This is a genomic window from Rhizobium sp. YS-1r (assembly GCF_000757525.1).
In the GTDB taxonomy this organism is placed as follows: domain Bacteria; phylum Pseudomonadota; class Alphaproteobacteria; order Rhizobiales; family Rhizobiaceae; genus Neorhizobium; species Neorhizobium petrolearium.
Window position 1 is genome coordinate 87140 of record NZ_JPYQ01000003.1, and the last position, 11609, is coordinate 98748.

The window sequence follows — 11609 nt, forward strand, 5'->3', positions numbered from 1 at the left end:
ATGTCCGCGCTCACGGTATTCTTCGGCTTGACGCGGGGCGGCTGTATGCTGCAGTCCATGAGGACGATCAGAAGCCTGGGAATAGTCGATGAACGACCGAAGTGATCCTTATGTACTGGATGAGCAGGTCGGATTCCTGCTTCGCCTCGCGTCGCAGAGGCATATGGCGCTTTTTATGGAGCGCACGGCAGGTGGGCTGACGCCGACGCAATTTTCAACGCTCTATCGTTTGCGTGAGGCTTCGGATCCGATTTCCCAGAACGCTCTTGGCCGTCTGGTGGGCATGGATGCGGCCACAACCAAAGGCGTTGTCGCACGTCTCCTGTCCCGCGATCTGATTCGCGTCGAGAAGGATACTGAAGACCGCCGCCGCTACACGCTGTTCATCACCGATATCGGACGCCAGTTGCTCGACGCGGTCATGCCGGCCGTGCAGGATATCAGCGAAGTGACGTTGGCGCCACTCGCTCCCTTGGAGCGTGAACAGTTTCTCAGGATGTTGAAGCGGCTCGTTTAAAATTATACATAGCGATAATTATTGGCTTTGATGCCCTGTTGGCGAGTGTAGACATTGAGTGATGAGGATGCCGTGGTCGAACCCGAAAAGAAGCAACGAGGTCCGGGTCGTCCCTCCAAAACCAAGACGCTCGGAACTGTGCCGGACCTGCGGGACAAGATTCTCGATCATGCCGAACTGGTCTTTGCCGAAATGGGTTTCGAAGGCGCCAATCTGCGCGAAATCGCAACGCGCGCCGGCGTCAATCAGGGGCTAATCCGCTATTACTTCGGTGCCAAGGCCGATCTTTTCGACGAGTGTTTCAAGCGGCGAGGCCGCCTTCTGGCAGGGCACCGCCATGTCAATCTTGATCACCTTCTGGAGCTCACCGAAAGCCCGAGCGTCGAAGATCTCATCTATGCCTATCTGAAGCCGCAGTGGGATATGAAATATTCGGGGCCGAACGGTGCCGCCTTCGTGGCGATGCAGGCGCGTCTCCACGCAGAGCCCGAGGAACACGCGCTTCGGCTGCGGCGTGAAGTCTACGACGCCTCGGTGAAGCGCTACATTGTCGCCTTGTCGCATGTGCTGCCTGATGTGCCGAAGGATATCATCAGCGTGCGCATGGCCTTTCTCGTCGGTGCCTATCTTTTCATGCTGAACGACCTGGGGCGGATTGGCGACCTGACCGAGGGGCACCTGACGGCCTTCAGCAAGGATGAAATGTTGGATCAACTCGTCCGATTTCTGGCGGCGGGGCTGCGTGCCCCCGCTTAAGTGTCTGCGGTTTTCCAGGCGTTTTCCACAAGTTACCGAATTTTTCGTTCGAATTGCTGAGTGCGGCGCGGTGCGGGTTTCCCGTGCCGGTTTGCTGCGGTTGCGTGAAGAATGCCTAATTATAGCGCGTGCTGAAAAAATGGCCTTGTAATTCTTCAAATGAATAATTAACCTCCCTTCATCAGATTGATGGAGCCCGCATGAAGACCTTCCGGATCGGACAGATCGTCCCCAGTTCGAACGTCACGATGGAAACCGAGATTCCGGCGCTTCTGCGTGCCCGCGAACAGGTCTCGCCCGAACGTTTCACCTTTCATTCCTCGCGCATGCGGATGAAGCATGTGACGAAAGAGGAATTGGCGGCCATGGATGCCGACAGTGACCGGTGCGCACTGGAGCTTTCCGATGCGCGCGTCGATGTCATGGGTTACGCATGCCTGGTCGCTATCATGGCCATGGGAATGGGCTACCACTGCCAGAGCCAGTTGCGCCTGCAGGGCGTGACCGCGACGAATGGCAATCCGGCGCCGGTCGTGACATCCGCCGGGGCCTTGGTCGAGGGGTTGAGGGCAATCGGCGCCAAGCGGATCGCGCTCGTTGCCCCTTACATGAAGCCGCTAACCGAACTGGTCGTGGCCTATATCTGCAATGAAGGGATCGAGGTTTCCGACTGGCGGGCGCTCGAGATCCCCGACAACCTGGCGGTGGCAGCCCACGACCCGATGAACCTTCCGGAGATCGTCAAGGGCATGAATACCGGCGATGTCGACGCGGTTGTTCTTTCGGCCTGCGTTCAGATGCCTTCGCTGCCGGTCGTTCCAATGGCGGAAGCGATCACCGGAAAGCCGGTGCTGACGGCGGCGATCGCAACGACATGGCAGATGCTGCGGGCGCTCGACCTCGGCACCCGCGTCCCCGGCGGCGGCACCCTGCTGTCCGGCGCCTATTGAGGAGGAGTGGTCTATGGCAACGGGATATAATCTCCAGGCAAATGGCATCCGCCATCATCTGCTGCATTTTCAAGGTGATGGCCCGCCGATGATGCTGGTGCCGGGCATCACCTCGCCCGCGATTACCTGGGGTTTCGTCGCCGAACGGTTGGCGACAGCCTTTGACGTGCACGTGCTGGACGTGCGCGGTCGTGGCCTCAGCCAGGGGGGTGATCTCGATTACGCGCTGGATGCCATGGCGGCCGACGTGGTTGCCCTCGCAGCGGCCGCTGGCCTCGTGAAGCCCGTCGTGCTCGGTCATTCGATGGGGGCACGCACGGCCATTCGCGCTGCCCGTCAAGCGCCTGACGCCTTTTCAGGCCTCGTTCTCGTCGATCCTCCGGTCTCCGGCCCGGGCAGGCGTGCTTATCCCGCGGCCTGGAACTGGTACGAAGACTCGATCCTAATGGCCCAGAAGGGCTGTTCCGGGGACGATATGCGCCGCTTCTGTCCGACCTGGACGGACGAGCAGAATGCCCTGCGCGCGGAATGGCTCCACACCTGCCAGCTGGACGCCATCCGCATCGCTTACGACGGTTTCCAAACCGACGATATTCATGCCGACCTACCCCATCTTGCCCTGCCGATGCGCCTTGTTGTCGCCGGAGGTGCCGCGGTGATCGGCGCGGAGGATATCGATGAAATCAAAACACTCGCACCGGCCATTGAGGTGCGGATCGTCGAGAAGGCCGGCCACATGATCCCCTGGGATAATCTGGACGGATTTCTGGCCGCCACCTTGGACTTTCGGCCCGCCGGCCCCGCCAATTGAGAGGATATCGACATGGACCACGCAAGCTTTTCCGAAATTTGCCTACATCAGCTGAAAATGTCCGGCGTGCGCGAGGGTGAGAAACTCATTGTTCTCACCGAGGGCAACCAGCGGCTGGATTATGCTGACGCGTTCATGGCGGCGGGCCAGCGTCTCGGCGCCTTGATGTATCATATGCGGCTGCCGGCGCCTTTGCCGACAGGTGGCTGGAATGTCGGTGTCACCGGCCTTGCTGCCATGCCCGATGCCGTGGAGGCGCTGAAGTCCTGCGACATGCTGATCGACTGCATCTTCCTGCTGTTTTCGCCGGAGCAGGTGGCGATACAGGCCGCCGGCACACGCATCCTGACAGTTGTCGAACCGCCGGAACTGCTGGCACGCATGTTGCCGACCAAGGAGATCCGCGAAAAGGTCGAGATCGCCGGCGGGATGTTGTCGAAAGCCAAGGTCATGCGGATCACCTCCCCGCACGGAACCGATGTCACCTACAAACTCAACACCTACCCGACCGTCACGGAGTATGCCTGCACGGACGAGCCTGGTCGCTGGGACCATTGGCCCTCCGGCTTCGTTTTTACCGGTGGCGATGACGACGGCGTCGATGGACAGATCGTGGTGGCTCCGGGCGATATTCTGCTGCCGCAGAACATCTATGTGCGCGAGCCGATCATCTACACCATCGAAAAGGGCTGGGTTACGGACATCCGCGGTGGGCTCGATGCGGAACTGGTCAAGTCCTACATGGACGACTTCAACGATCCGCGCGGCATGGGCATGAGCCATGTCGGCTGGGGTATGAACCCGCATGCCAAATGGCACAATCTTGTTCCCGGCGCTTTCCCCGGCGGCATGGGCATGGAACCGCGCAGCTTCTACGGCAATGTGATGTTCTCCACCGGCCCCAACAATGAGTTGGGTGGTCCCAATGACACCGCCTGCCATCTCGATATTCCCATGCGTGGATGTTCGCTTTTCCTGGACGATGAGCCCGTGGTCATCGATGGAGACATCGTTGTGAAAGATATCCAGATGGTGCGTGGCTGAACAGCGCTCTTGCGGCGGGAAGGACGAGAAACATGTCGCAGCAGGAAATCTACCAGTCCGCAGGCTTCGGACAACCTGTTTCGCGCGGCGCGCGTCCCGGAATTGTCGTTGTCGATTTCACCTATGGCTTCACCGACACGCTTTATCCCACGGCGGCCAATATGGTCGCCGAGATTGCCGCCACGCGTCGGTTGACGAATCTGGCAAGAGCCAAGGGCATTCCGGTTGTTTATACCACCATCGCCTATCATCCGGGGGAGGTGGCCCTGCTGCCCTGGCTTCGCAAGGCAACCGGAATGGCAGCCCTGCTTAAGGGTAGCCGTCTTGTCGAGATCGATGCTGCCACCGGTATTCAGCCCGCCGATCCTGTGATTGCCAAGAAGGGAGCATCCGCTTTTCACGGAACGGCACTGGCGGCACTTCTTGCCGGCGCCGGTGTCGATACGCTGATCGTGGCAGGTGCCACGACTTCCGGCTGCGTTCGTGCGACGGTTGTCGACGCGGTGCAGTCTGGCTTCAATGTCCTGGTCCCCGCCGACTGTTGCGCAGACAGGGCAAAGGCGCCGCACGACGCCAACCTATACGACATGCATCAAAAATATGCTGACGTCACGGACTCCGCCGACATTGCGGGGTGGCTTGCGTCGTTCTGATTACCGAACGATCAAGCCTACGGGTCTCTGGACCTCGTCATTGCCCGACCAGCATCCGGGCAATGCATGCTGGCCTAAAACAACTATACAGCCATCACGATTTCCAAACCGAAACAAAGCCGTCTCTGAAGCGGCAAACTCCTGAGGGACTGACAAATGAAAAAACTGATCAGAATTTCCGGAATTTTCCTTGCCATGGCATCGGCCGGGACCAGCCTGGCAGACGACATCAAAATTGGCGAAATCAACAGCTATTCCAGTCTGCCGGCGTTTACCGAACCCTACAGGAAGGGTTGGGAACTGGCCGTTGAAGAGGTCAACGCTGCCGGTGGCATCAAGGGCAACAAGCTTGTTGTGGTGTCGAAAGACGATGGCGGCAAGCCGGGAGACGCGCTCACCGCCGCCAATGAACTGGTTTCGAAAGAAGGCGTCGTCATGGTGACCGGCTCGTTCTTCTCGAATGTCGGACTTGCGGTTGCCGATTTCGCTAAGCAAAAAAAGGTGTTTTATTTGGCCGGTGAGCCTCTGACGGATGCCATGGTCTGGTCGAAGGGGAACGACTACACGTTCAGGCTTCGGGCTTCCAACTACGTGCAGGCAGCGATGCTGGCCCAGGAAGCGGCAAAACTGCCGGCAAAGCGCTGGGCAACGATTGCGCCGAACTATGAATACGGCCAGAGCGCCGTTGCCGTCTTCAAGGAGCTGCTGCTGAAAGCGCGTCCGGACATCGAGTTCGTTGCAGAGCAATGGCCACCCCAAGGCAAGATCGACGCAGGCTCCGTGGCCCAGGCCATAGAGGCGGCAAAACCTGAGGCCATCCTCAACGTGACCTTTGGTGCGGACCTGGTGAAACTGGTTCGGGAAGGGACGACTAGGGAGCTGTTCAAGGGCCGGTCGGTTGTGTCCTTTCTGACGGGAGAGCCGGAATATCTCGACCCGCTTCAGGCCGACGCTCCCGAGGGCTGGATTGTCACCGGCTACCCGTGGTCGTCGATCGACACCGCGGACCACAAGAAGTTCCTCGATACCTATCAGGCGCGTTACAAGGATTATCCTCGCCTCGGATCCGTTGTCGGTTATTCCCTGATCAAGGCGGCGGCTGCCATCCTTGAACGTGGCAAGTCAACTGACGTGAACGACCTGATTGCCGCTGCCAAGGGCGCAACCTTCGACACGCCGTTCGGTCCGGCGTCCTTCAGGGCGGCAGATCATCAATCCACGCTCGGCGCCTATATCGGCAAGACGGCCTTGAAGGATGGCAAGGGCGTCATGGTTGATTTCAAATACCAGAACGGCGGTGATTTCCTGCCGACTGAAGCCGAGGCTGCCAGGCTTCGTCCCTGAAACGATGATTGGCGGCGAGCCGCAGGATTGCGGCTCGTCTTCACTTGCCCCGGCGAACACCGCCAGTGAAAATCGAGTGTTCTTCAGCTGGAGCGCCGGAGAACGAGGGGATATCCATGGAACTCTATGTCGTTCAATTTCTGACGGGACTGGCAAACGCTGCCTCGTTGTTTCTCGTCGCGTCCGGTCTGTCCCTGATTTTCGGGGTGACGCGCATCGTCAATTTCGCCCACGGTGCCTTCTACATGATCGGGGCCTATATCGCCTACACCCTGACGGTGAAGTGGCAGACGCCTCTCGGCTTCTGGGTGGCGCTGCTGGTATCGGCCGCCGCCGTGGCCCTTATCGGTGTCCTCGTCGAAATCCTCCTGCTTCGACGCATCTATCACGCGCCCGAACTGCTTCAACTGCTCGCGACATTCGGCCTCACGCTGATCGCCGAAGACGCGGTGCGGTTGCTCTGGGGGCCGGAAGATCTCGTGGGGCCGCGCGCAGCGGGACTGTCCGGCGCCGTCTCCGTCTTCGGCAGGGCCATGCCGGTCTACGATTTCGTCCTCATCGCTCTCGGGCCGGTTGTTCTCGCGCTGATCTGGCTTCTGCTGCATCGGTCCCGCTGGGGCCTCCTGGTACGCGCCGCCACCCAGGACCGGGAAATGGTCAACGCGCTTGGCGTCAATCAGAAGTGGCTGTTCACCAGCGTCTTCGCCCTCGGCGTATTCCTGGCCGCCTTCGGGGGCGGGCTGCAGATCCCGCGTGACGCCGTCACCCATTTCATGGACCTCTCGATCATCACGGAAGTGTTCGTCATCGTCGTCATCGGCGGCCTCGGCAGCCTTGGCGGCGCCTTCCTGGCCGCAATCATCGTGTCGCAGTTGAACGCCTTCGGCATTCTCATCCTGCCGGGCATCTCGCTGGTCCTCATGTTCGCCGTCATGGCGATCGTGCTGGTCCTGCGTCCCTGGGGACTTCTGGGCAAGCCCGTCGTTCGCTCGCGCAGCACCGCCGTGCTCGAGGGAGGCGCCTGGAAGCCATTCGGCAATGCGGGCCGGATGGCCTGCGCCATTGCCATTCTCGTGGCGATCCTGCTCCCCTTCTTCCTGGGCGATTACGGAACAAGCGTTGCCTCCGAAGTGATGATCGCCATCATCTTCGCCATCAGCCTGCAATTCCTGATGTCGGTCGGAGGGCTCGACTCCTTCGGTCATGCGGCAAGCCTGGGGCTCGGCGCCTATGGCGCGGCGCTATGCGTCCAGTATTTCGGCATTTCGATGGAACTGGCGCTGATCGTCGGGCCGCTGGTTGCCGCGGCATTCGCTATCGTTGCGGGATGGTTCTGCGTCCGGCTGTCCAACATCTATTTCGCGATGCTGACGCTTGCCTATGCCCAGATCCTGTGGTCGATCGTTTTCCAGTGGGTGGATCTGACCGGTGGCGACAACGGGATCGTCGGCGTGTGGCCCTCCGAATGGGCGTCGAGCCCCAGGGCCTATTACTGGCTGGCGACTGCCTGCGCGATCTGTGTCGTCGGCGCCATGCGCTACCTGACCTTCTCGCCTTTCGGCTATAGCCTGCGCGCATTGCGGGATTCGCCGATGCGTTCGGCGACGATCGGGATTTCGCAGCGACAGGTGCAGCATGTGGCCTTTGTCGTCAGCGCCTTCTTCGCCGGGCTTGCCGGCGTGCTGTTCGCATTCCAGAAGGGCAGCATCTTCCCGGATGCCCTCGGCATCTCGACTTCGGTTGACGGGTTGATCATGGTCCTGCTGGGCGGGTTCAACACCATCTCCGGCAGCGTGGTCGGCGCCGTCGTCTACAAGATCGTGTCGATCTGGCTGATGAGCAACACGGACTTCCCCCGGCTGATCCTCGGTTCCGTCATCGTGCTTCTCGTGGTGCTTTTCCCGCAGGGCATTGTCGGCACCAGCCGGCGCATCATCGAGACCTGGCAGACCAGGCGATGGCAATCCGGAGCGCCAATCGGCGCGCCGGCGGAAAATGGGGGTGCGGCATGACCGATGCTCTGCTGAAAGTGGAAAACCTCACGAAGAGCTACCAGGGGGTCAAGGCCGTGCAGGGCATATCGCTTGCGGTTGCCCCCGGCGAACTCCTGGCCATGATCGGCCCGAACGGCGCCGGCAAGAGCAGCTGTTTCAACATGCTGAACGGGCAGATCCGTCCGGATCACGGTCGCATCAGCATCTGTGGAACGGAAACGACCGGATTGACTCCGGAACGCATCTCGCGTCTCGGCGTCGGCCGCACCTTCCAGGTGGCCGAAACCTTCCTGTCGATGACGGTTCGGGAGAACGTCCAGCTTGCTTTGCAATGTGCGCGATCCGGTCCGTTGTCGCCGGCGTCCTTCTTCGGCAATCTCGGGCGCAACTTCGCCGCGGAGGCGGAAGCTCTGCTCGAGCTGATCGGGCTGAAGGAACAGGCCGGGCGGTCCTGCCGCGAACTTCCCTACGGCGATGTCAAGCGGCTTGAGCTTGCGATCGCACTGGCCGGCGATCCGAAGCTGCTGCTGATGGACGAGCCCGCCGCCGGCATGGCCACCAGGGAGCGCAAGCTCCTGATGCAACTGACCTCCCGCATCGCCAAGGAGCGCCGGTTGGCAGTTCTGTTTACCGAGCATGACATGGATATCGTGTTCGAGCACGCCGATCGCATCATCGTGCTCAACCGCGGTCAGTTGATTGCAGAAGGATCGCCGGCCGATGTGCGCGCGAACCAGGATGTCCAGGCGATCTACCTGGGCTCGGGCGTTCTCTACAAGCAGGAGCATTGAGGCATGCTGGACATTGACAAACTGAACAGCTGGTATGGGCCCGCGCACATTCTCTTCGATGTCGGGCTCAAGGTGATGGCGGGAGAAGTGGTGGCCTTGCTCGGCCGCAACGGTGCCGGGAAATCCACGACGATGAAGTCCATCCTCGGGCTGGTGAACCGACGCGAGGGCAGGCTGGTGTTCCGGGGCGACGATATTTCGGCGCTCGCTCCGTTCGAAATCGCCCGCAAGGGTCTCGGCTATGTGCCGGAGGACCGGCGCATCTTCACCGAACTGACCGTCGAGGAAAATCTCGAGGTAGGGCGCCAGGCAAAGCGCGACGGCAGCGCCGCATGGACGCCGGAGCGGATCTACGGGATCTTTCCCAATCTTGCCGAGATGCGCAAGAGGCCGGCCGGACGGATGAGCGGCGGCGAGCAGCAGATGCTGACCATTGGCCGGACCCTGATGGGAAATCCCTATCTCGTCCTGCTCGACGAACCGTCCGAGGGGATTGCGCCCAAGATCGTCGAGCAGATGGCGGAGGCGATCCTGCTGCTGAAGCGCGAAGGCGTCTCGGTGCTGTTGTCCGAACAGAACCTGCACTTCGCGCGGCTGATCAGCGACCGCTGCTACATTCTCGAAAAGGGCGTCACCCAGTTTGCCGGGACGATCGCGGAATTGGACAGCCGCTCCGATCTCAAGGAAACCTATCTCGCCCTTTGAAGTGAGTATGTTCAACCAACCAAAGAGGAGCCCGATCAAGCCTGCAGATGCCGATGCCTTCGGGCGCTCCTTTCCGGAACGTCTGAACTTCTGATTTCATAAAATGCAAAAAGGGAACTGACATGAATAGACATAGCATGTTTTTGACACTGGGAACTTTGCTCCTTTCCGGAACTTGCCTGGTGGCAGGGGCGGATGCCGCGCCATCCAGCGATTTTGCGGCACGTTGTTCGGCTTTGAAGGGAATGAGCGTCGATGGCGGCCACGTCACCATGGCGGAGGCGACCGCGGCGAGTGCGCCGCCCGTTACCGCTAAATCGGTGCCGGACCACTGCCTGGTGCGCGGTGCAACGAACGAGCGCACAGGTATCGACGGACAGCCCTACGCCCTGCAATTCGAGCTGCGTCTTCCGGTGGAATGGAACGAGCGGTTCTACTATCAGGGTGGCAGCGGTGTCGATGGCATCCTTTTCGAGGCTTTGGGTACCTATAGCGGGGGCGGCAATCCCAGGAATGCGTTGCTCGATGGCTACGCCGTCGTTACGACGGACTCGGGTCATCAGGCGGTTGCAGACAAGCCGAACGGTCGGTTCCTCTTCGGTGCGGATCCGCAAGCAAGGCTCGAATATGGCAACATGCAGATTCCGCAGGTGACCGCTGCGGCGAAGTCCCTCATTGGCAGTTTCTATGGCGAGGCGCTGAAATTCTCCTACTTCTATGGTTCGTCCAACGGTGGTCGCCAGGCGATGATCGCCGCGCAGCAATATCCGGATCTGTTCAACGGCATCCTGGCAAGCGCCCCGGGTTTCCGGCTTGCGCAGGCATCCATTCAGGCCCTCTACCAAGCCCAGATCTCGGCCAAGGTTGCTCCCAAGGGGCCGGATGGTCTGCCTGATCTCAAGAACACGTTGACGGCTGATGAGAAGGCCGTTGTCGTCACGAAAATCCTTGATGCCTGTGATATGCTCGACGGCGCGAAGGATGGCATGGTCAGCCGCATCAGCGCCTGCCAGCCCGATGTTGCCGAATGGGCATGCAAAGCGGGCGAGACGACAGGCTGCCTGCCTGAAGCCAAGGCCGATTACGTCAAGAAACTGTTTGCCGGAGCCTATACGAGCGACGGCCGGCAGATCTATGCGCCATGGCCGTTCGACCCGGGTATGGCCGATCAGACCAGCAATTCCTATTTTTTCCTTTTTGCGGGTGAAGCCTCGCATATCTACACGACGCCTCCGACGATCACGCAGGATATCGTCGGCTACGGGCTTTCTGCCGATATCGACCGCGAGTTTGCAAAGATCTCGGCCACCGCAGCACCCTTCACCGTGGCCGGAACGGACTTAACCAACGGTGAGTCTCCCGATATGGACAAGTTCCGCGCCAACGGCGGAAAACTGATGATCTACAACGGAACAGCAGACTTTGCCTTTTCGGTCTACGACGTTGCCGCCTATTACAAGAAGGTCGAACAGAGATACGGCGCAGACGCCGCGCGGGACTTCGTTCGCGTCTTCTTCGTGCCGGGCATGGCGCATACGCGGGGTGGCAGTTTTGGCACGGACCAGTTCGATGCCTTCGGTGCTCTGACACAATGGGTCGAAAAGGGCATTGCGCCGACGCGGATGATCTCCACGGCTCGTGCCGAAGCCGGCGTAAAATGGCCAGGCAGAACCCGCCCGCTCTGCCTTTATCCCTCAGAAGCCGTTTATGACGGCCATGGCGATGTCGAAAAGGCTGAAAGTTTTGTCTGCCAATAGCCGAAACGTGCGCATGGAGGGCTCTGTTGCAAAGATCTTAAGCGTCGGGGAATTCCACCGTTCTCTGCTATCAAGCGGCCTAATCTTCGAGATTCTGGGCGAGCAAAGCCGCGGCTTCGGTCAGAGCACTCGGCCCGATACCGAAGGCCCGTTCAACGATACGAGCCTCTCCACAGATGTCTTTTGTCAGGTTGAAAATAGCAGCCTGGCCCTTGCGTAATGCCCGCATGACTTCGAAACCCTTGATCGTCGCATAGGCCGTCTTCAACGTCTTGAACCCTCTGACC

Annotated in this window: 11 protein-coding genes and 1 pseudogene; 11 read left to right on the plus strand and 1 reads right to left on the minus strand. The window is 60.2% G+C overall.

The window, feature by feature from the left end:
- Nucleotides 1–88 precede the first annotated feature (88 nt).
- From JL39_RS03760 to JL39_RS03810, 11 genes are all read left to right on the plus strand, one after another.
- The gene (locus tag JL39_RS03760; protein WP_037146403.1) at nt 89–517 is read left to right on the plus strand and encodes a MarR family transcriptional regulator; all 429 of its coding nucleotides are present in this window, start codon (nt 89–91) and stop codon (nt 515–517) included.
- 72 nt (nt 518–589) lie between these two features.
- A complete protein-coding gene (locus JL39_RS03765) occupies nt 590–1273 on the plus strand; it encodes a TetR/AcrR family transcriptional regulator (RefSeq protein ID WP_037146405.1) in 684 nt (227 codons plus the stop codon).
- Nucleotides 1274–1521: 248 nt separating this feature from the next.
- The gene (locus JL39_RS03770; protein ID WP_152601037.1) at nt 1522–2223 is read left to right on the plus strand and encodes an Asp/Glu racemase; all 702 of its coding nucleotides are present in this window, start codon (nt 1522–1524) and stop codon (nt 2221–2223) included.
- A gap of 13 nt (nt 2224–2236) precedes the next feature.
- A complete protein-coding gene (locus tag JL39_RS03775; protein WP_037146409.1) occupies nt 2237–3034 on the plus strand; it encodes an alpha/beta hydrolase in 798 nt (265 codons plus the stop codon).
- 12 nt (nt 3035–3046) lie between these two features.
- The gene (locus JL39_RS03780; protein ID WP_037146411.1) at nt 3047–4078 is read left to right on the plus strand and encodes a leucyl aminopeptidase; all 1032 of its coding nucleotides are present in this window, start codon (nt 3047–3049) and stop codon (nt 4076–4078) included.
- A 32-nt stretch (nt 4079–4110) separates the two neighbouring features.
- Nucleotides 4111–4731: an isochorismatase family protein gene (locus tag JL39_RS03785; protein ID WP_037146413.1), complete on the plus strand. Its 621-nt coding sequence runs from the start codon at nt 4111–4113 to the stop codon at nt 4729–4731.
- A gap of 156 nt (nt 4732–4887) precedes the next feature.
- The gene (locus JL39_RS03790; protein ID WP_037146414.1) at nt 4888–6075 is read left to right on the plus strand and encodes an ABC transporter substrate-binding protein; all 1188 of its coding nucleotides are present in this window, start codon (nt 4888–4890) and stop codon (nt 6073–6075) included.
- 116 nt (nt 6076–6191) lie between these two features.
- Complete coding sequence (locus JL39_RS03795) at nt 6192–8087, plus strand: ABC transporter permease (RefSeq protein WP_037146416.1); 1896 nt, start codon at nt 6192–6194, stop codon at nt 8085–8087.
- The gene (locus JL39_RS03800; RefSeq protein ID WP_037146418.1) at nt 8084–8860 is read left to right on the plus strand and encodes an ABC transporter ATP-binding protein; all 777 of its coding nucleotides are present in this window, start codon (nt 8084–8086) and stop codon (nt 8858–8860) included. The genes JL39_RS03795 and JL39_RS03800 overlap by 4 nt, the downstream gene beginning before the upstream one ends.
- Before the next feature lie 3 nt (nt 8861–8863).
- Complete coding sequence (locus JL39_RS03805; protein ID WP_037146420.1) at nt 8864–9565, plus strand: ABC transporter ATP-binding protein; 702 nt, start codon at nt 8864–8866, stop codon at nt 9563–9565.
- A gap of 245 nt (nt 9566–9810) precedes the next feature.
- A complete protein-coding gene (locus JL39_RS03810; protein WP_052182648.1) occupies nt 9811–11322 on the plus strand; it encodes a tannase/feruloyl esterase family alpha/beta hydrolase in 1512 nt (503 codons plus the stop codon).
- A gap of 79 nt (nt 11323–11401) precedes the next feature.
- Here JL39_RS03810 and JL39_RS03815 read toward each other — a convergent pair.
- Nucleotides 11402–11609, minus strand: a pseudogene (locus JL39_RS03815) (IS6 family transposase); the annotation flags it as partial.

Bases quoted from the DNA above. Each gene is read 5' to 3' on its own strand.
- JL39_RS03760 (WP_037146403.1), top strand. From the start codon at position 89: ATGAACGACCGAAGTGATCCTTATGTACTGGATGAGCAGGTCGGATTC.
- JL39_RS03770 (WP_152601037.1), top strand. From the start codon at position 1,522: ATGGAAACCGAGATTCCGGCGCTTCTGCGTGCCCGCGAACAGGTCTCG.
- JL39_RS03775 (WP_037146409.1), top strand. From the start codon at position 2,237: ATGGCAACGGGATATAATCTCCAGGCAAATGGCATCCGCCATCATCTG.
- JL39_RS03780 (WP_037146411.1), top strand. From the start codon at position 3,047: ATGGACCACGCAAGCTTTTCCGAAATTTGCCTACATCAGCTGAAAATG.
- JL39_RS03785 (WP_037146413.1), top strand. From the start codon at position 4,111: ATGTCGCAGCAGGAAATCTACCAGTCCGCAGGCTTCGGACAACCTGTT.
- JL39_RS03790 (WP_037146414.1), top strand. From the start codon at position 4,888: ATGAAAAAACTGATCAGAATTTCCGGAATTTTCCTTGCCATGGCATCG.
- JL39_RS03795 (WP_037146416.1), top strand. From the start codon at position 6,192: ATGGAACTCTATGTCGTTCAATTTCTGACGGGACTGGCAAACGCTGCC.
- JL39_RS03800 (WP_037146418.1), top strand. From the start codon at position 8,084: ATGACCGATGCTCTGCTGAAAGTGGAAAACCTCACGAAGAGCTACCAG.
- JL39_RS03805 (WP_037146420.1), top strand. From the start codon at position 8,864: ATGCTGGACATTGACAAACTGAACAGCTGGTATGGGCCCGCGCACATT.
- JL39_RS03810 (WP_052182648.1), top strand. From the start codon at position 9,811: ATGAGCGTCGATGGCGGCCACGTCACCATGGCGGAGGCGACCGCGGCG.